The following is a 17,795-nucleotide window of genomic DNA, read 5'->3' as shown; positions in this document are numbered from 1 at the left end:
TGCGCGGGTCGGCGCGGGCCTCAGAGGGCGGCGATCCCCCCGAGGGCCGCCGCGACGTCCGGTACGCTCGGCACGTCCGGCTTCTCCGGGCGGTCGACCATCACGACCGGCAGCCCCAGCGCCCGCGCCGCGGCGATCTTGCCGTAGGTGGCGCCGCCCCCGGAATTCTTGCTGACCAGGACCTCGATCGCGCCCTCGGCCAGGAACGCCGCCTCGGCGGCCGCGTCGAAGGGGCCACGCGCCTGGACCGAAGTCAGCCGCGGGACCGCCAGGGCGATATCCTCAATGGCGCGCACGATGTAGTCGTGCTGCGGCGCGCCGGCGAAGGCCCCGACCTCCTGCCGGCCGATGGTGAGGAAGACCCGGCGCGGCGCGGGGCCGAGCGCCCGGGCGGCCGCCGCCATGTCGGGCACCGTCGTCCAGCGGTCGCCGGCCACCGGCCTCCAGGCCGGACGGCGGATCGCCAGCAGGCGCGTGCCGGTCCGGGCGCAGGCCTCGGCGGCGTTGGCGCTCATCCGGGCCGCGAAGGGATGCGTCGCATCGACCACGAGGTCGGTGCGGTCCTGGGCCAGCCACGCGGCGAGCCCCTCCACACCGCCGAACCCGCCGATCCGCGTCGGCACGGGTTCCGGCTTCGGCCGGCTGGTGCGGCCGGCGAGCGACAGGGTGACGGCATCGCGCCGGCCCATGGCCAGGAGCCCGCGCACCAGGGCGCTCGCCTCGCCGGTGCCGCCCAGGATCAGTATCCGCATGCTCCCCCCACCCTCGGGGCCGTTCTCCATGACCGGTAACGCCGTGTCCACCAGCCCGCCGGCCGCCCCCTGGCTCACCATCGTGGGCATCGGCGAGGACGGACGCGCGGGCCTCAGCCCCGCCGCCGCCGCCGCCCTCGACGGCGCGCGCCTCGTCTATGGCGGACGCCGGCACCTGGCGCTGGCCGCGCCGCTCGCCGCCGAGACGCGGGTCTGGCCGAGCCCCATGGCGGACGCCTATCCGGGACTCCTCGCCCGGCGCGGCACGCCCACCTGCATCCTGGCGACCGGCGATCCGTTCCACTACGGCATCGGGGCCGAGATCGCCCGCATCGTCCCGGCCGCGGAGATGCGGGTCTTCTCCCAACCCTCGGCCTTCAGCCTCGCCTGCGCCCGCCTCGGCTGGCCCCTGGCGGAGACGGGCTGCCTCACCCTGCACGGCCGGGCACTGCCCCGGCTGATCCCGCATCTCCAGCCCGGCGCCCGCCTCCTCGTCCTGACCTGGGACGAGACCACGCCGGCGGCGGTCGCCGCGCTCCTGGCCGAGCGCGGCCTCGGCGCATCCCGCCTCACCGTCCTGGAGGCCATGGGGGGGCCGCGCGAGCGCCGGCGCAGCGCGACGGCCGCGGGCTTCGACCTCGTGGGGATCGACCCCCTGAACACCCTCGGCATCGAGGTCGTCGGCGCGGCCGCGGCCCAGGTGGTTACCGTGAGCCCCGGCCTCGACGACGCCTGGTTCGAACATGACGGCCAGCTGACCAAGGCCGACATCCGGGCGGTGACGCTGGCAGCCCTGCGCCCCCGCGCCGGCCAGACCCTGTGGGACATCGGCGCCGGAGCCGGCTCCATCTCCATCGAGTGGATGCTGCGCCACCCGAGCCTGCGGGCCATCGCCGTCGAGGGCAACCCGGCCCGGGCCGCCCGCATCGCCCGCAACGCGGCCCGCCTCGGGGTGCCCGATCTGCGCGTGGTGGAGGGCCCGGCGCCCGCGGCCCTGGCCGGCCTGCCGGCCCCCGACACCGTCTTCATCGGCGGCGGCGTCACCGCGCCGGGTGTCCTCGACGCCGCCGTCGCCGCCCTGCCCCCGGGCGGATGCCTCGTCGCCAACGTGGTGACCCTGGAGGGCGAAGCCGTGCTGCTCGCGGCCTTCGCGCAGCGGGGCGGGAGCCTCAAGCGCCTGACGGTCGCCCATGCGGATCCGGTCGGGCACCTGCACGGCTGGCGCGGGACGATGCCGGTGACGCAATGGGCCTGGGTGAAGGCATGAGGGGGGATGGCACGGCGCCGGTGGAACCCGGACCGGGCGACCTCGTCGCCGGAATCGGGTTTCGCCATGCGACCGCGCCCGCCGAGATCCTCGCCCTGGTCGCGCAGGCCTGCGACGCCGCCGGCCTTCCGCGCGCCCGCGTCGTCCGCCTCGCCACCGCCGGCGACCGGGCCGGGGAGCCGGCGATCCGCGCCGTCGCCCAGACGCTCGGCTGTCCCCTGGAGGCCGTCCCGCCCGAGGCCCTGATCGCCGTGGACGCCGCCGTGGCCACCCGCTCGCACCGGATCGAGGCCTCGCGCCGGGTCGGCTCGGTGGCGGAGGCCGCCGCCCTCGCCGCCGCCGGACCGGGTGCGACGCTGCTGCTGCGGCGAATCGCCAGTGCCGGGGCGACCTGCGCCCTTGCGCTTCGCGCACAATCCGTCACGCAGGAGCCATGACCGTACACTTCATCGGCGCCGGCCCGGGCGCCGCCGACCTCATCACCGTCCGTGGCCGCGACCTCATCGCGCGCTGCCCCGTCTGCCTGCATGCCGGGTCCCTCGTCGCGCCCGAGATCCTGGGCTGGTGCCCGCCGGGCGCCCGCATCGTCGACACGGCCCCCCTCGACCTCGACGCCATCGTGGCCGAATGCGCGGCCGCCCACGCGGCGGGCCAGGACGTGGCGCGCCTGCATTCGGGGGACCTCTCGATCTGGAGCGCCCTCGCCGAACAGACCCGCCGCCTGACCCAGGCCGGCATCCCCTTCACGGTGACGCCGGGCGTACCGTCCTTCGCCGCCGCCGCCGCGCTCCTGCGGCGCGAGCTCACCGTTCCGGGCCTCGCCCAGTCCGTCGTCCTCACCCGCACCTCCGGGCGCGCCAGCGCCATGCCGGCGCGCGAGACCCTGGCGGCCTTCGCGGGCACCGGCGCCACCCTCGCCCTGCACCTCTCGATCCACGTCGTCGACGCGGTGGTCTCCGAGCTGACGCCGTTCTACGGCGCCGATTGCCCCGTCGCGGTGGTGTTCCGCGCCACCTGGCCCGACGAGCGGGTGCTCACCGGAACCCTGGCGACGATCGCGGGCCAGGTGGCCGAGGCCGGGCTGGAGCGCACGGCGCTGATCCTGGTGGGGCCCGCCCTCGACCCGGCGGAGTTCCGGGAGAGCGCCCTCTACGCCACCGATTACGACCGGCGCTTCCGGCCGACGGGCGAGCGCGCAAACGGAGACCGACCGTGAGCGTGCCCGGTCTCCTCGTCGCCGCGCCCCGTTCGAGCTCGGGCAAGACCACCGTGACCCTGGCGCTGATGCGGGCGCTGGTCCGGCGGGGCCTGGCCGTGCGCGGCGCCAAGTGCGGGCCGGACTACATCGACCCCGCTTTCCACCAGGCGGCCACCGGCCATCCGAGCTTCAACCTCGACAGCTTCGCCATGCCGGGGCCGATGCTCGACGCCGTGGCGGCCCTCTCAGCTCTGGGCGCCGACCTCGTGATCGCCGAGGGCTCGATGGGGCTGTTCGACGGCATCGTGGCACCGGAGGGGCGCACGGGCGCCAATGCCGACATCGCCGCGCGCTACGGCTGGCCGGTGATCCTCGTCCTCGACGTCTCCGGCGCCGCGCAATCGGCCGCCGCCCTCGCCCTCGGGTGCCGATCCTACGATCCGCGCATCCGCATCGCCGGGGTGATCCTCAACAAGGTCGCGAGTGCCCGCCATCGCCGCCTCGTGGAGGCAGGCCTGAGCCGCATCGGCATGCCGGTGCTCGGGGCGCTGATGCGGGATGCGAGCCTCGTCCTGCCCGAGCGCCATCTCGGCCTCGTCCAGGCCCGCGAGACCAACGACCTCGATGCCCGGCTCGACCGGCTCGCCGACCTCGCCGAGGCCGGCCTCGACCTCGACGCGATCCTGGCCGCCGCGGCCGGCGCGGCCCCCGCCCCGGGCGCCGGCATCCTGCCCCGGCCGCCGGGCCAGCGCATCGCCATCGCGTCGGATGCGGCCTTCTCGTTCCTGTACCCGCACATGGCGGCGGGCTGGCGGGCGGCGGGCGCCGAACTCGTGCCCTTCTCGCCCCTGGCCGACGAGCCGCCCCCGGCCGATTGCGATGCCGGCTGGCTGCCCGGCGGCTATCCCGAGCTCCATGCCGGCGCCCTGGCGCAGGCCAGGCGCTTCCTCGACGGATTGCGGGTGTTCGCCCGGGGAAAGCCGGTGCACGGGGAGTGCGGCGGCTACATGGTCCTGGGCGAGAGCCTGGAGGATGCGCAGGGCATCACCCACGCCATGGCGGGCCTGCTGCCGGTGGCGACCTCCTACAAGACCCGCCGCCTGCACCTCGGCTACCGCGTCGCGACGCTGCTGGCCGAGGGCCCCCTCGGGGGCGCGGGCGCACGCCTCGTCGGGCACGAGTTCCACTATGCCAGCGAAACGAGTGCGCCGCCGACCCCCGAGACGGGGCTCGCGGCGGTGACCGATGCGGAGGGCGTACCCCTCGGCCACGCCGGACACCGGCGCGGCGCCGTGACGGGCAGCTTCTTCCACTGGATCGGTTAGGGGCTCGGCGAGCCCCTAACCGGCGGCGGCGGGCTCGGGTGCCTGCTTGCCCATCTTCGCGGCCGTCCGCACGATGGCGAGCACGTCGCGGCGCAGTTGATCGTCCTCGATCAGCGCGTAGGCCCGCAGCAACTCGATTGCGCCCTGCGCGCTGAGGAAGCCGAAGACATCGGACTGGGTGCCGCCAACCTCGTCTTCCTCGAAGAAGGCCGAGACCGGAACTTCGAGAAGACGGGCGATCTCGCGCAGGCGCCCGGCACCGACGCGGTTCTGCCCCTTCTCGTACTTCTGGACCTGCTGGAAGGTCACGCCCACGGCGGTCCCGAGCGCCGTCTGGCTCAGGCCGCGCGCCTTGCGCAAAGCGGTGATCCTCAATCCGACGAGGCGATCGACGTCGGTAGTCTGCTTAGGCATCATCTCTCGATTCAGTCCCTATAGAAATTTTCAGCCCCCGCCCGGACCAGCCCCGGGGACGATGAGGTTGGAGCGCTTTCGTACGAAGGCGTGCAGGATTCCTTAAGTTCATTCGCCACGAAACCAAGGCAGTCGATCAACGATTGAACGTGGTGGTAGAGACTATCCTTGTCTGCAGTCGAACGCCACTAGATGTTTACTCCGCATGAGCATCGGAGGTGACCGTTCTGAGAGCTTGACCACAAAGCTGGCACGGATTGCAAGCGCGACGTTGCGATCGTCCCTCGCGAGTTTCGCTGCACCGCGAACGCACCCACGGCTCCGAATGCCTGACGAACCGGGCGCGGCCCGGCTTTCATCGGGCGGTCCGCGCCGGGCCGGAGCGCGGCGCATCCGCCGCACCGGATGGCTTTTCGTGCCCCTATGCCCCAGGTTAGAGGTGTCGCACGGGATCGTCCGAGACGCCGAAAAACCCAGGTGGATCATGTATATCGCAATGAATCGCTTCAAAGTCGTCAAGGACGCGACGGAAGACTTCGAGCAGGTTTGGCTCGGCCGCGACAGTCATCTCGGCGAAATGCCGGGCTTCGTGGAGTTCCATCTCCTCCGCGGTCCTGAAGGCGAGGACCACGTGCTGTACGCCTCCCACACCATCTGGTCGTCGAAGGCGGATTTCGAGGCCTGGACCCGGTCGGAACAATTCCGGAAGGCCCACGGCCGCGTGCCGTCGACCAAGCCCCTCTACCTGGGCCATCCTCAGTTCGAGGGGTTCGAGACGATCCAGACCGTCGCACGGCCCGATTCGGACGCCGCCGCCTGATGCGTGGGGACCTCTCGCGGCAGCCGCGTGGCCGGTCGGATCGACCCGGCGTGACGTGTCCCGGGTCGAGACGTGGCGGGGCAACCCGGCGAGGCGCGGCCGGCCCGCCGCGCCGGCCGCGCCTGAACCAGGGGCGTCGGGCGGAGGCCGGGATCGATCCCCAGCGCCCGGGCGCTCCGGGTCGAACGATAGTCGTGCGCAACCCTCTGCGCGGGACCGACGTTGTGGGGCGGTATGCGCGACCGGACGCATCCGCAGGATCGCGGGACAGCGCCTCAAGGGCCCACCGGAAGAGGTCCTTCTCGGAGCAACCTGTCGAACGCGCGACCCCGTCGCGGTCGAGACCCCGCGCCGCGCCGTCGGACGAGAGCAACGGACTCCGGGCCCGTGTCTTGCACCGATCGTCTCGGCATCCCTAACCGGTCCGTAATTTCGGTTCAGTTTCGGACAGTCTTCGCATCAGGACGGGACAGAGCGCTCCAGATGTTTCATGACCGAATCCCAGCCGCTCTCGAGAAGCTTCCGGTGTCGCGGGCGCGCCACGATGTCTGGGCGGCGCTTCTCCCCCGACGCAGCCGCACCGCGTTTCGGATCGGGCTCTCGGCCGCGACCGCCATTGCCGATATCCTCGTCATCGTCAGCGTCGCCGCGGGGATCGACGCCGCCTACCGGACGGCCTTCGACGGCACCGGGCCGGTGGCGGGACACAGCGGCAGCTTTGAGCTCGCCGCCCTGGTCGCCCTGTTCGTGCTGCTGACGAACCTCGTCCGCGAGGACTACCATATCGAGACGCTGCTCGCCCGCCGGCCGCACCTGCGGCGGGCGACGACGGTCTGGATCGGGGCCTGGGCCGTCGTGCTGCTGATCGGCTTCGCCACGAAGACGACCCATGAGTATTCGCGCCTGGTGTCCCTGGGGATGTTCGCCGGCGGCCTCCCGGCGATGCTGTTCGCCCGCGCGACGATGCTGCGCCTCGTCCGCAGCGCGGCGACATCGACATCGGGCAACACCAACCGGGTCCATCTGGTCGGCTACGAGGAGGATATCGCGCGCTTCTATGCCCACAACGACCCCGAGGCCCTCGGCCTGCGCGTGATCGGCACGAGTTATCTGCGCCAGGTCGACCCGACCGGCGACGCGGCGGCCCGGCACGCCCAGAGATCGGAGGATCTCGATCTCGCGGTCTCCGTGGTGCGCTTCCTGCGCCCGGACGATGTGTTCATCCTCCTGCCCTGGTCGGACGCCTCGGACATCGAGCGCTGCATCGACGCTTTCCTGCGGGTGCCGGCGGCCCTCCACCTGCGCCCCGGCTCGGTGATGGATCGCTTTCCGGACCTCGCCCTCGCCCGGGTCGGCCGCCTCTCGGGCATCAATATCGGGCGTCGCCCGCTCCAGGCCGGCGAGTTGTTCCTGAAGCGCAGCCTGGACCTGACCCTGGCCCTGATCGCCCTGGTGCTGCTGAGCCCGCTCTTCCTCGTGGTGGCGGCGCTGATCAAGCTCGACAGCCCGGGTCCGGTGTTCTTCCGGCAGAGGCGGTACGGCTTCAACCAGCAGCCCTTCGGCGTCTTCAAGTTCCGCAGCATGAAGGCCGCTCCGGAGGAGGTCTTCAAGCAGGCGACCCGCAACGACAGTCGCATCACGCCGATCGGCCGCGTCCTGCGGCGCTCGAACATCGACGAGCTGCCTCAGCTCATCAACGTGGTGCTCGGCGAGATGTCCCTCGTGGGGCCGCGCCCCCACGCCCTGGCGCATGACCGCAGCTTCGAGAACCGCATCGCCCTCTACGCGCGACGCCACAACGTGATGCCGGGCATCACCGGCTGGGCGCAGGTGAACGGCCTCCGGGGCGAAACCCTCACCGACCTCGACATGCAGCGGCGGGTCCAGCACGACCTGCACTACATCGACAACTGGTCGATCTGGTTCGACCTGCGGATCCTGTTCATGACCGTGTTCTCGCCCCGCGCCTACGAGAACGCGTGCTGAGCCGACGAGCGGCCCGGCGCGAGGCCGCGGGCGTGCCCGCTCACTCCGCGGTGGTCCGGCCGAGGCAGGCACCGCACTCGCCCTCGACCTCAAGGATGCGGCTCGTCGGCTTGAAGCCGGCCTTGGCCAGGGTCCGGCCGAGCTGATCCTCCACTTCCGGCGAGGTGGTCTCGTCGATGGTGCCGCAGTTCCGGCAGATCAGGAAGACGAGGCCGGCGCCCTCGGTGTGGGAGTGGCCGCAGGACACGAAGGCGTTACGGCTGGCGATCCGGTGCACGAGTCCGTGCTCGGTGAGGAAATCCAGGGCACGGTAGACCGAGACCGCCGCCACGCGCCGCCCCGGCTCGCTCAGGGTCTCGGCGATGTCGTAGGCGCCCATCGGCCGCGTCTGCCCCGCCACGGCCGCCAGCACGTCGCGACGCAGGCGGGTGAATTGCAGGTCGCGCTCGCGACACAGGCGCTCCGCCCGGGCGATCGCTTCCTCCGCCCCGCCGCAACCGTGGTCATGCGTCGCCGCATGGTCGTGCATGATCTGCCCCGTGAACCCGGCCCGTTGAACTGCCCGAGTGTTACAGTGTATCACCGCCAACATAAGCCGGCGCTCCCGTTCGGGCAAATGATCCATCGGTGACCCGAGCCCCGCCGTGACCCAAGCCCCGCCGTGATCCAAGCCCCGCGCCCCCCTGCCGCCCTCCGCCACTCGCTGTTCCAGGCCGGCGCGTCCTTGCGCTTCGCGGTGGCGCTGGTCCTGACCCTCCTGCTCTGGGCCGCCATCCTGTGGGCCTCCCGATGAGTCGTGACCATGAGCTGTGATCTGCCCGGCGCCATCACGCTCCACGGGCTGACCCTGGGCTACGACCGCCACCCGGCGGTCCACCACCTCGACGGGGTCATTCCGCCCGGGGCCCTCCTCGCCCTGGTCGGGCCGAACGGGGCCGGCAAGTCGACCCTCCTGAAGGGCATCGTCGGCGAGATTCCGTGTCTCGAGGGCCGGATCGCCCGTCCGGGCCTCGAGGAGGCCATCGCCTACCTGCCGCAGGCGGCGGAGATCGACCGCAGCTTCCCCCTCAGCGTCCTCGATCTCGTGGCCATGGGCCTGTGGCGGCGCCTCGGCCCCTGGCGGAGCGCGCGCCGGCATCGGGCGACGCTGCTGGACGCCCTCGCCGCCGTAGGCCTCGCCGGATTCGAGGCGCGCCTGATCGGCACCCTGTCGGGCGGCCAGTTCCAGCGGGCCCTGTTCGCGCGCCTGATCGTGCAGGAGGCCCGCGTCCTCCTCCTCGACGAGCCGTTCACGGGGGTCGACGGACGCACCACGGCCGACCTGCTGGCCCTGGTCCGCGCCTGGCACGGGCAGGGCCGCACCATTGTGGCCGCCCTCCACGATCTCGGACAGGTGCGGAGCCACTTCCCGCACACGCTCCTGCTCGCGCGGGAGCGCGTCGCCTGGGGACCGACCGAGCGGGTGCTCACGCCCCAGAACCTCGCCCGCGCCCAGAGCCTGTCGGAGGCCTGGGACGAGGATGCCGCGGTTTGCGGCCGGCACGAGGAGCCGGGCCCGCCCCACGACCACGACCACAGTCCCGACCACGACCACAGTCCCGACCATGACCACGGCCCCGATGGGCGCCATGCGCATCCGCATGCCCACGACCATGGGGCGGTACGCGACCGGGGGCACGCCGCGTGATCGACCTCCTCTTCGGTCCCTTCGTCGAATTCGGCTTCATGCGCCGGGCCCTGGTCGGCTGTCTCGCCCTGTCGCTCTCGGCCCCGCCCGTCGGCGTGTTCCTGATGCTGCGGCGCATGAGCCTGATGAGCGACGCCATGAGCCACGCGATCCTGCCCGGGGCGGCGGCGGGCTTCCTAGTGGCGGGGCTGTCCCTGCCGGCCATGACCCTGGGCGGCTTGGCCGCCGGCCTCGCGGTGGCGCTGCTGGCCGGCTTCGTGACCCGCTCCACCGTGATCAAGGAGGATGCGAGCCTCGCGGCCTTCTACCTGATCTCGCTGGCCGGCGGCGTCCTGCTGGTCTCCCTGCGCGGCTCGCAGATCGACCTGCTGCACATCCTGTTCGGCAGCGTCCTCGCCCTCGACGACCCGGCCCTCTGGCTCCTCGGCGGCATCGCCACCGTGACGCTGTTCGGGCTGGCGGCGATCTATCGGCCCCTGGTGATGGAATGCGTCGATCCGCTGTTCCTGCGCACGGTCAGCCGGGCCGGCGGTCCGGTGCACTACGCCTTTCTCGGCCTCGTGGTGATGAACCTCGTCGGAGGCTTCCAGGCCCTCGGCACGCTGCTGGCGGTGGGGCTGATGCTGCTGCCGGCCATTGCGGCGCGGTTCTGGGCGGCGGACCTGTCGGGCATGATCCCGGTCTCGGTCCTGATCGCGATGCTGTCGAGCGTGGTCGGGCTCAGCGTGTCCTACCAGGCCGATCTCCCGACCGGGCCCGCGATCGTACTCGCGGCGGGCGGCTTCTACCTGGTCTCGATGCTGATCGGGCGCCGGGGCGGCCTGGTCCGCCGGCTGGTGCGGGCGCGCCATCTCGAAGCCTGACGGGCGCAGCGCCCCTCGGAGCGCGGCGATCCTCGGCGCGGTCCGTCCGTCAGAGAGCGAACAGGCTCATGAGGCCGGAGATGATCGCATAGACGAAGCCGGCATTGAGGAGGACGCCCACGGCGCCGATGGCGAGCCCCCCCAGAACCACGACGCCGTCGCGCTCGACGAGGCCGAGGCCGACGAGGCAGATGGCGAGGCCGAGGGGGATCTGTCCCACGATCGGCGCGGCCACGATCAGGGCCAGCGACAGGGTGAGCAGGATGAGGCCGACGCCGCGCATGCCGAGGGCGGTCTCGAACAGGCTCATGCGCGGGCGCGACCAGTGCTCAAGGCGGCGCAGCAGCGGCACGGCCCGGCTGGCGGCCCGCTCGACGTCGCTGCGGGCGACGGACCGGCGCAGCAGCGCGCGGGGCAGCCAGGGCGAGGCCATGCCGGCTGTGATCTGAATCGCAACCAGCAGCAGCAGAAGACCGCAGACCAGGGGGATCGGCGGCGGCATCGGCAGGCAATTGGGCAATCCGAGGATGACGATGAGGAGCGCGAAGGCGCGATCCTTCAGGACGGCGACGATCTCGCCGACGGTCAGCCGTTCCCCTTCCTGCTCGGCGAGCACGGTGAGAACCTCGGAAGTTCTGGCAGCTGGTGACAAGAAAGCTCGGCCATTGGCGACGGTCCTGAGCCGGGCTGTAGCCGAGATGGGCGCCGAGGCCAAGCGGCGCATCCGCGCGCCGGGAAGGCCCCGAAATGCGGTCCTCGAACGGATCCACCCGGTCCTGGAAATCGACTCGCACTCAAATAATCAATCTCAGGTTGCGAAGAATCTCGGTTAGTTGCGATGAGGTATCTTGACCAGATGTGTTCTGTGCGATGGATCAAAATACAATCAGAGAGTTATAATTTTTATGTTATATAGATTCTAGATTGATTCCGGGGCCCGGTGCCATGACCGCCAGGGCGTCCTCGGGGTCGAACCTGGGACGCCCGTGCGCGCGACGACCACAGCCCTGTCCGAGGCGAAGCGAAAGCCCAAGCGGTTCGTCGTGCCGGCCGCCTGCGCCGCCGGTCTCCTCGGCACGCCGGCCCTGTCCTCCTCGCCGGCCTCGCTCGTCCTGTTCGGAAGCCTGGAGGCGAGCCCCTCCGTCTTCGTGACCACCGGGGCGAAGCTGGCGCTGGACCGGGTCGACCGGGAGGGATTCGTCGCCCTGGGGAGCCTCGGCGGCCAGCGCCGCCGCGAGGGCGCCGCCACGCGCGACACCGCGATCGGCGCCGTCGTGCTCGGCTACCAGTGGTTTCGCGACTGGGGCGTCGTGGCGGCCTATGCGGGGCCGGAGGGATCGATGGAGGTGGTGTCGGGCTGCGGCTGCGTGCAGGCCCTGCCGCCCCGCTTCGGCCTGCGCCTCCACGGCGAGGTGTGGGCCCACCCCACCGACGCGACCCTGTTCGCCGCCACGCTGGTGACCGGCACCACCCGCATGAGCACCTGGGGTCGCCTCGCCTGGGGCTATCGGCACTGGGGCGCCTATCTCGGACCCGAGATCGCCTTCTCCGGGGACGGGACCGGCTACCGGAAGTGGAACGTCGGCCTGCACGCGACGGATTTCGCCCTCGGCGGCTTCAGCCTGCGCCTCTCGGCCGGGCTGCAACTCGCCAGCGATCAGGACCCCGGCCCCTATCTCAGCCTTTCCGTCTGGACGCCCTGGTAACCGTGTCGCGGGCCGGATGGCGGGCCAGCTTCGACCGGGGCGGCGCCAGGGCGAGGGTGCCCTGGTCGGCCGGGGCGGCCGGCGGCGCCGCGTCGAGCCCGTCGAGGAAGCGCGCCGCGTCGTCGAGGATCGCGGCGCGCTTCGTCGGGTCCATCCGCGCCAGGGTGCGGTAGGGCATGGCGAGGCGCGGATTGTCCGCCAGGCGCTCCGCGTGCCGGATGAGGAAGTTCCAGTAGAGATAGTTGAACGGGCAGGCCGATGGACCGGTCTTCTTGGCCACGTCGTAGGCGCAGCCCCGGCAGTAATCCGACATGCGGTTGATGTAGGCGCCCGAGGCCGCGTAGGGCTTCGAGCCCATCACGCCGCCATCGGCCCAGAGCACCATGCCGTGGACGTTGGGCAGCTCGACCCATTCGTAGGCATCGGCGTAGACGACGAGGTACCATTCCTCCACCTGCTCGGGGGCCAGGCCGGCGAGCAGGGCGAAGTTGCCCGTCACCATCAGGCGCTGGATGTGATGGGCGTAGGCGTGGGTGCGGGTGGCGCCGATGCACTGCGCCAGGCAGTTCATCGCGGTCTCGCCGGACCAGTAGAACCACGGCAGATCGCGGGTGGCCTCGAGGGCGTTCGACGCCGCGTAGTCCGGCATCCGGGCCCAGTACAGGCCGCGCACGTATTCGCGCCAGCCGAGGATCTGGCGGATGAACCCCTCGACGCAGTGAAGCGGGGCCTCCCCGGCGCGATAGGCGCGCTCCGCCGCCCGGCAGACCTCCTCCGGCGTCAGCAGCCCGGCATTCAGCGCCGGCGCGATCAGCGCGTGGTACAGGAACGGCGCGTCCGCGCGCATCGCGTCCTGATAGTCGCCGAAGGCCGGCAGGCCGACGGCGAGGAAGTGCTTGAAGGCGGTGATGGCCTCGGCCCGGGTGACCGGCCAGGCGAAGGCGTCGGTCTCGCCGAAGTGATCCGCGAAGTCGCGCTCGACCAGGGCGATGACCTCCCGGGTCACGGCATCGGGCGGGAAGCCGACGCGCTCGGGCACGCCGTGGCCCTTCGGCAGCCCCTTGCGGTTCTCGGGGTCGAAGTTCCAGCGGCCGCCGGTCGGCTCGGTCCCCTCCATCAGCAGGCCGGTGCGGCGGCGCATGCCGCGGTAGAACGTCTCCATGCGCAGGCTCCGGCGGTCGCCGGCCCAGGCGGCGAAGTCGGCGCGGGGGCAGAGGAAGCGGTTGTCGTCGCGAATCTCCACGGGCGGGCCGAGATCGGCGCGCCAGCCCTCCATCATGGTCCAGACCCGCCACTCCCCGGGTTCGGTGACGACGACGCGGTCGACCGCGTGGCGCGCAACGGCGCGTTCCAGCTCACCGGTGAAGCTGCCGGTGTTGCCCGGGGCATCGAGGCGGACATAGTCGACGGTGATGCCCTCCGCCTCCAGCTCCGCCGCGAAGTGGCGCATCGCCGAGAACAGGAAGGCGATCTTCTGCTTGTGGTGGCGCACGTAGGTGGCCTCGGCCCGCACCTCGACCATCAGGACGACGTCGTGGTCCGGATCGAGATCGGTGAGGGTGGCGATGCGGCGGGTGAGCTGGTCGCCGAGGAGGAAGCGGAGCGTGCGGATGGCGATCAGCCCTCGGCCTGCCGAAGAGCCCGAAGGGCGTCCCGCGGCGGGCGCCGGCCGGGCGCTCGTCCGCCCGCGTCGCCGATGACGATCTCCCGCCTCATGCGCGCTCCCATATTCATGCCCGCTCCCAATTCGCTCCCGATGCGGTAGGTATGGCGGATGCCGGGGACGGAGAGCCGTCCCCGCGCGGGATCGACCGATCCGTGACGTCGCAGGACCGTCGGGAGCCGCATGAAGTTCGCCTTTGCCGGAATCGATTTCCTCGGCGGCGTGTTCGAGGCCCTGCTCGGGGCGGGCTGGACGCCGATCAAGCTGTTCACCCGGCCCTGCGACGGGATCTACGATCACAACGAGGCGGTGGTGGCTCAGGCCCGCCGCCACCGCGTGCCGATCCAGATCTCGCGGATGCGGCCGGAGGACCTCGCCGGGCTCGCGGAGACGCAGGGCGGGGACTGGGCCCTGGTGGTGGCGGGCTATCCCTGGCTGATCCGGGGCTGGCGCGGGCGGTGCGCCTACGCGCTCAATTTCCACCCCTCCCCGCTTCCCCTGGGCCGCGGACCCTACCCGCTCTTTAAGGCGATCTCCGACGGGCAGCCGGACTGGGGCGTCACCGCCCACGTGCTGGCCGAGGACGGCTTCGACACCGGCGACATCCTGGCCCAGGAGCGCTTCCCGCTCGCCGCCCTGGAATCGCACGAGACCCTGCTGGCCAAGTGCCAGATGGCGGCGCGCCGCATCGCCGCCGGCCCGATCGCCCGGGACCTGCCTGCCCTGTGGCGGACGCCCGCTCCCCAGGGCACCGGCTCCTACTGGCCGCGGGTGACGGATGCGGATCGCACCCTCGACTTCCGCGCCGAGGTCGAGGCGATCCTGCGCCGGGTCCGCGCCTTCGGCACGATCGAGACGATCGCCCGGGTCGGCGAGTCCCGGGTCTACGTGGCGGCGGCCGAGGGCTGGCGCGAGGCGCATCGGCATGCGCCGGGGACGGTGGTGCAGCGCTACCGCCGCCACGTCGTCATCGCCGCCCGCGACGGCTACATCCAGCTCACCCGCTGGAGCCCGGTCCCGGTCAGCGAGGCCGGACAGCTGGGGCGGTAGGCTGCCCTATATCGGAGCGACCCCTCCACGAAAGCGATCGAGCAGACCCCATGGCGCGGATGCGCAAGAAGGCCGATCTTCCCACCAAGATCTGCGTCCAGTGCGGCAAGCCCTTCGCGTGGCGCAAGAAGTGGGAGCGGGTCTGGGACGAGGTCCGCTACTGCTCGGACCGCTGCCGGGCCGAGGCCAAGCGCGCGCCGGCACGGGCGGCGCAGGACTGATACGGGCTCCGCCCGACCGGAGCGGTGCCCGTCTCGGCCAGCCTGCGCGGCGCTGGAGCGAGGCCCAAATCCGCCATCCCGAAGGGATCAAACGGATTTGTAGGAGCCCCCTCAGCGGAGGGCCGCGAGACCGTCCGGCGTGTCGACGTCCAGGCGCACACCCGCATCCATCGCGCATTCGAGCACGTCGGCGCGTCCGGCGAGCAGCCGTCCGGCGCCCTGGTCACCCGAGAGACCGGCGAGGGCGGGAGCCAGGAGACCTAGGTTCAGGAGGACCGGGTTGCCGCGCACGCCCGCATGGATCGGCACCACCGCCGCGGGGGCCGGCTCCGCCCGGCGGAAGGCGTCGGCCAAATCCTGGAGGTGGCGGGCGGTCACGCGCGGCATGTCCCCGAGGAGCACGATCGCGCTCCCCGCCGCCGGCAGGGCCGCGAGTCCGGCCTGGAGCGAGGTGGCGAGACCGTCCGCATAGGCCGGGTTCACGACCCGGGCGAGGTCGAGCCCGTCGAGGGCGGCGCCGACCCGGCCGGCATGGGCGCCGAGGACCGCAACCACCGGGCCGAGCCCGGAGGCGATCGCGGCCTCCGCGGCGTGGCGAACGAGCGGCCGCCCGGCCAGCGGCTGCAGCAGCTTCGGCTCCGCGCCGAAGCGCGTCCCGCGCCCGGCCGCCAGGAGGATGAGACCGAGTTCAGGCATCGTTCTCAGGCATCGTCTTCGGCCGGGTCGCCGCCGGAGCGGGGCTGGGGCCGCGACCCGATCTCCATGAGGAGCCCGCCGACACCGAGGGCGACGATGTCGGCCCGGGTCACTTCGAGGCCGGCGAGCAGCCGGTGCAGCACCCAGTCGAAGCCGTTCTCCTTGGGCGAGCGCGCACAGCCCGGCGCGCCGATGACCGGCACCGCGGCGACCCGTCCGACCAGGAGGAGGTTGCCCGGGTCCACCGGCATGCCGAGATGCGCGACGTGGCCGCCCGCCGCCTCGATCCCGGCGGGGATCACGTCGCGCCGGTCGGCGATGGCCGAGGCGCCGAACACCACCACCAGCTCGGCGCGATCCTCCGTGACCGCGGCCCGGATCGCCTCGGCCACGGCCTCGCGGCGATGGGGCACCCGGGCGTCGGTGACGAGGGCGGCGCCCGTCGGGGCGAGGCGGTGGCGCAGGTTGGCGAGGGTCTTGTCGATGGTCGTGGGCTTCAGGCCGGGCAGCAGGGTCGAGACGACGGCGACCCGGGTCAACCGGTAGGGCGCCACCGCGAGCGCCCCCGCGGGTGCGGCGCCGCAGGCCCGGTCGAGGGCGGCGCCCGGGACCGCATAGGGGATGATCTTGACCGTGGCGACCATCTCGCCGGCCACCACGGGCTTGTAGGGCGCGAGCGTCGCCACCGTGATCGCCTCGTCGACGCCGTTGACGGCGTCGACGGCGGCCCGGTCGATGTGCAGGAGCCCGGCGGTCGCCGCATGGAGGTTGCAGCGGCCGGTGAAGGGCAATTCGCGGCGCAGGTACGGACCGGCGAGATGCGCGGCGAGGCGTTCGGCCGCCGGATCCTCGGCCACGTCGCCCGGCTCGAGGGTGACGGCCACGAGTTCGGACAGCCCGGCGGCCGCGAGGCGCGCGGCGTCCTCGGCCGGGATGACCCGGCCCTTGCGCAGGGTCACGTCGTGGGACCGCACCGTATGGGCGGCGATCAGCCCGGCAGCCTCGCGCGTCGGGACGGCCCCGAACTTCACGCGGCGGCTCCGGTGCGGGGGGTGCGCTGCGCGGCGATGATCTGCGCCAGGATCGAGACCGCGATCTCGGCCGGGCTGACGGCCTGGATGGGAAGGCCGATCGGCGCCGCGATCCGGCCGATCTCGGCCTCCGCGAACCCCGCCTGGGTCAGCCGGGCGACGCGGGCCGCGTGGGTTTTGCGCGAGCCGAGGGCCCCCACATAGAAGCACCCCGCCCGGAGGGCTGCGGCCAAGGCCGGGTCGTCGATCTTCGGATCGTGGGTCAGGGCGGCCACGGCGCAGTAGCGGTCCAGGGGCGGGACCGGACCGGCCAGGGCGTCGTCCGGCCATTCGGCCACGAGGTCGATGCCGGGGAAGCGTTCCGGCGTCGCGAAGGCGGTGCGCGGATCGATGACGGTGACGGCGAGATCGAGGGCGCGCGCCATCGGGCACAGCGCCTGGCTGATATGGACGGCACCGATCACCACCAGACGCACCGGGGGCGCCTGCACGGTGAGGAAGACCGAGCGGCCGTCCGCCTCGGCGAGGCCGCTCTTGCCGGAGGCGAGGTGGCGGGCGAGGAGGTCGCCCAGGGGATCGCCGGCGATCTCGGCCTCGCGCACCACCCGCTGGGCCCCGCCGTCGAGGTCAGTCACGAGGATGGCGGCGCGGCGCGCGGCGCGCTCGGCGTTGAGGATGGCGAGGGTCTCGAGCTGCATGCCGGCGCCTCAGGCCACGGACTCGACGAAGACGCGGATGCGCCCGCCGCAGGACAGTCCGACCCGCCAGGCGGTCTCGTCGGCCACGCCGAATTCGATGATGCGCGCCTGCCCGTCGGCAATCGCCTCCAGGCCCTCGGTGATCACCGCGCCCTCGACGCAGCCGCCCGAGACCGAGCCGAGGAAGTTGCCCTCGCCGTCGACCACGAGGTGACTTCCCACCGGCCGCGGCGCCGAGCCCCAGGTCTCGATGACGGTGGCGAGCGCCACCGCGCGCCCCTCGCGACGCCAGGCTTCGGCCGCGCCGAGAATGTCGTTGTCGGTGGAAAGCATGGTCCTGGCGAACTCCGGCGCGGGATCCGGCCCGCTGCGTGGAACTGGAATGAAAACCCGGTAGACCGAGGTAAGGTCCCGCGCC

21 protein-coding genes are annotated in these 17,795 nt (G+C 72.4%); 12 read left to right on the top strand and 9 right to left on the bottom strand.

Features of this window, described 5'->3' with window-relative positions; all coding sequences use genetic code 11:
- Positions 1–20: 20 nt before the first annotated feature.
- Entirely contained in the window at positions 21–752 is a 732-nt protein-coding gene (locus ASF20_RS15020) for a cobalt-precorrin-6A reductase (RefSeq protein ID WP_156648087.1), read from the bottom strand.
- Positions 753–780: 28 nt separating this feature from the next.
- Here ASF20_RS15020 and ASF20_RS15015 point away from each other — a divergent pair, with 28 nt between their 5' ends.
- The 4 genes from ASF20_RS15015 to ASF20_RS15000 are packed head-to-tail and all read left to right on the top strand — an operon-like array spanning position 781 to position 4,542.
- A complete protein-coding gene (locus ASF20_RS15015) occupies positions 781–2,019 on the top strand; it encodes a bifunctional cobalt-precorrin-7 (C(5))-methyltransferase/cobalt-precorrin-6B (C(15))-methyltransferase (protein WP_056275679.1) in 1,239 nt (412 codons plus the stop codon).
- A gap of 20 nt (positions 2,020–2,039) precedes the next feature.
- The gene (locus ASF20_RS15010) at positions 2,040–2,456 is read left to right on the top strand and encodes a cobalamin biosynthesis protein (protein ID WP_244476443.1); all 417 of its coding nucleotides are present in this window, start codon (positions 2,040–2,042) and stop codon (positions 2,454–2,456) included.
- Entirely contained in the window at positions 2,453–3,235 is a 783-nt protein-coding gene (cobM, locus tag ASF20_RS15005; protein WP_056275301.1) for a precorrin-4 C(11)-methyltransferase, read from the top strand. Before ASF20_RS15010 ends, cobM begins: the two co-directional genes overlap by 4 nt.
- Positions 3,232–4,542: a cobyrinate a,c-diamide synthase gene (locus ASF20_RS15000; RefSeq protein WP_056275299.1), complete on the top strand. Its 1,311-nt coding sequence runs from the start codon at positions 3,232–3,234 to the stop codon at positions 4,540–4,542. The genes cobM and ASF20_RS15000 overlap by 4 nt, the downstream gene beginning before the upstream one ends.
- Before the next feature lie 15 nt (positions 4,543–4,557).
- Here ASF20_RS15000 and ASF20_RS14995 read toward each other — a convergent pair whose 3' ends face one another.
- Positions 4,558–4,959, bottom strand: coding sequence for a helix-turn-helix transcriptional regulator (locus ASF20_RS14995; protein ID WP_056214719.1), 402 nt, complete (start codon positions 4,957–4,959; stop codon positions 4,558–4,560).
- Between the two features lie 481 nt (positions 4,960–5,440).
- On the opposite strand from ASF20_RS14995, the gene ASF20_RS14990 reads away from it, so the two are divergent.
- Both ASF20_RS14990 and ASF20_RS14985 read left to right on the top strand, forming a co-directional pair.
- Positions 5,441–5,776 carry an antibiotic biosynthesis monooxygenase gene (locus tag ASF20_RS14990; RefSeq protein ID WP_056214716.1) on the top strand — a complete coding sequence of 112 codons (336 nt, stop codon included), beginning with the start codon at positions 5,441–5,443 and terminating at the stop codon, positions 5,774–5,776.
- Positions 5,777–6,259: 483 nt separating this feature from the next.
- The gene (locus tag ASF20_RS14985; protein ID WP_056275297.1) at positions 6,260–7,762 is read left to right on the top strand and encodes an exopolysaccharide biosynthesis polyprenyl glycosylphosphotransferase; all 1,503 of its coding nucleotides are present in this window, start codon (positions 6,260–6,262) and stop codon (positions 7,760–7,762) included.
- 40 nt (positions 7,763–7,802) lie between these two features.
- On the opposite strand, the gene ASF20_RS14980 is transcribed toward ASF20_RS14985, so the two are convergent.
- The gene (locus ASF20_RS14980; RefSeq protein ID WP_056275295.1) at positions 7,803–8,291 is read right to left on the bottom strand and encodes a Fur family transcriptional regulator; all 489 of its coding nucleotides are present in this window, start codon (positions 8,289–8,291) and stop codon (positions 7,803–7,805) included.
- 132 nt (positions 8,292–8,423) lie between these two features.
- Between ASF20_RS14980 and ASF20_RS25290 the strand changes: the two genes are divergently transcribed.
- From ASF20_RS25290 to ASF20_RS14970, 3 genes are read left to right on the top strand one after another with little or no spacing between them, the layout of a single operon-like run.
- A complete protein-coding gene (locus ASF20_RS25290; protein ID WP_280136505.1) occupies positions 8,424–8,555 on the top strand; it encodes a hypothetical protein in 132 nt (43 codons plus the stop codon).
- Between the two features lie 9 nt (positions 8,556–8,564).
- The gene (locus ASF20_RS14975; protein ID WP_056275291.1) at positions 8,565–9,449 is read left to right on the top strand and encodes an ABC transporter ATP-binding protein; all 885 of its coding nucleotides are present in this window, start codon (positions 8,565–8,567) and stop codon (positions 9,447–9,449) included.
- Positions 9,450–9,487: 38 nt separating this feature from the next.
- The gene (locus tag ASF20_RS14970) at positions 9,488–10,312 is read left to right on the top strand and encodes a metal ABC transporter permease (RefSeq protein WP_156389722.1); all 825 of its coding nucleotides are present in this window, start codon (positions 9,488–9,490) and stop codon (positions 10,310–10,312) included.
- A 49-nt stretch (positions 10,313–10,361) separates the two neighbouring features.
- Here ASF20_RS14970 and ASF20_RS14965 read toward each other — a convergent pair whose 3' ends face one another.
- A complete protein-coding gene (locus ASF20_RS14965) occupies positions 10,362–10,964 on the bottom strand; it encodes an exopolysaccharide biosynthesis protein (protein WP_274534725.1) in 603 nt (200 codons plus the stop codon).
- A 334-nt stretch (positions 10,965–11,298) separates the two neighbouring features.
- Here ASF20_RS14965 and bcsS point away from each other — a divergent pair, with 334 nt between their 5' ends.
- Complete coding sequence (gene bcsS / locus ASF20_RS14960) at positions 11,299–12,018, top strand: cellulose biosynthesis protein BcsS (RefSeq protein ID WP_244476442.1); 720 nt, start codon at positions 11,299–11,301, stop codon at positions 12,016–12,018.
- On the opposite strand, the gene ASF20_RS14955 is transcribed toward bcsS, so the two are convergent.
- Positions 11,990–13,630, bottom strand: coding sequence for a cryptochrome/photolyase family protein (locus tag ASF20_RS14955; protein ID WP_082501372.1), 1,641 nt, complete (start codon positions 13,628–13,630; stop codon positions 11,990–11,992). The two genes, bcsS and ASF20_RS14955, sit on opposite strands and share 29 nt — an antisense overlap.
- Before the next feature lie 234 nt (positions 13,631–13,864).
- Here ASF20_RS14955 and ASF20_RS14950 point away from each other — a divergent pair, with 234 nt between their 5' ends.
- Positions 13,865–14,731, top strand: a complete 867-nt coding sequence (locus ASF20_RS14950; RefSeq protein ID WP_056275288.1) for a formyltransferase family protein — start codon at positions 13,865–13,867, stop codon at positions 14,729–14,731.
- Positions 14,732–14,781: 50 nt separating this feature from the next.
- Positions 14,782–14,952: a DUF2256 domain-containing protein gene (locus ASF20_RS23445; protein WP_181017229.1), complete on the top strand. Its 171-nt coding sequence runs from the start codon at positions 14,782–14,784 to the stop codon at positions 14,950–14,952.
- A gap of 111 nt (positions 14,953–15,063) precedes the next feature.
- Here ASF20_RS23445 and ASF20_RS24165 read toward each other — a convergent pair whose 3' ends face one another.
- The 4 genes from ASF20_RS24165 to ASF20_RS14930 are packed head-to-tail and all read right to left on the bottom strand — an operon-like array spanning position 15,064 to position 17,710.
- Positions 15,064–15,648, bottom strand: a complete 585-nt coding sequence (locus ASF20_RS24165) for a nucleotidyltransferase family protein (RefSeq protein ID WP_056275287.1) — start codon at positions 15,646–15,648, stop codon at positions 15,064–15,066.
- Between the two features lie 5 nt (positions 15,649–15,653).
- Positions 15,654–16,679: a molybdopterin-binding protein gene (locus ASF20_RS24160; RefSeq protein WP_056275284.1), complete on the bottom strand. Its 1,026-nt coding sequence runs from the start codon at positions 16,677–16,679 to the stop codon at positions 15,654–15,656.
- Positions 16,676–17,377 carry an XdhC family protein gene (locus ASF20_RS14935; protein WP_056275281.1) on the bottom strand — a complete coding sequence of 234 codons (702 nt, stop codon included), beginning with the start codon at positions 17,375–17,377 and terminating at the stop codon, positions 16,676–16,678. Before ASF20_RS14935 ends, ASF20_RS24160 begins: the two co-directional genes overlap by 4 nt.
- Before the next feature lie 9 nt (positions 17,378–17,386).
- Positions 17,387–17,710 (bottom strand): XdhC family protein, encoded by a 324-nt coding sequence (locus ASF20_RS14930; RefSeq protein WP_056214682.1) that lies wholly within the window; start codon positions 17,708–17,710, stop codon positions 17,387–17,389.
- Positions 17,711–17,795: the final 85 nt, after the last annotated feature.

Origin of the sequence: Methylobacterium sp. Leaf88 (genome assembly GCF_001422795.1) — a bacterium.
In the GTDB taxonomy this organism is placed as follows: Bacteria; Pseudomonadota; Alphaproteobacteria; order Rhizobiales; family Beijerinckiaceae; genus Methylobacterium.
This window is presented reverse-complemented; position numbering and strand designations above follow the sequence as displayed.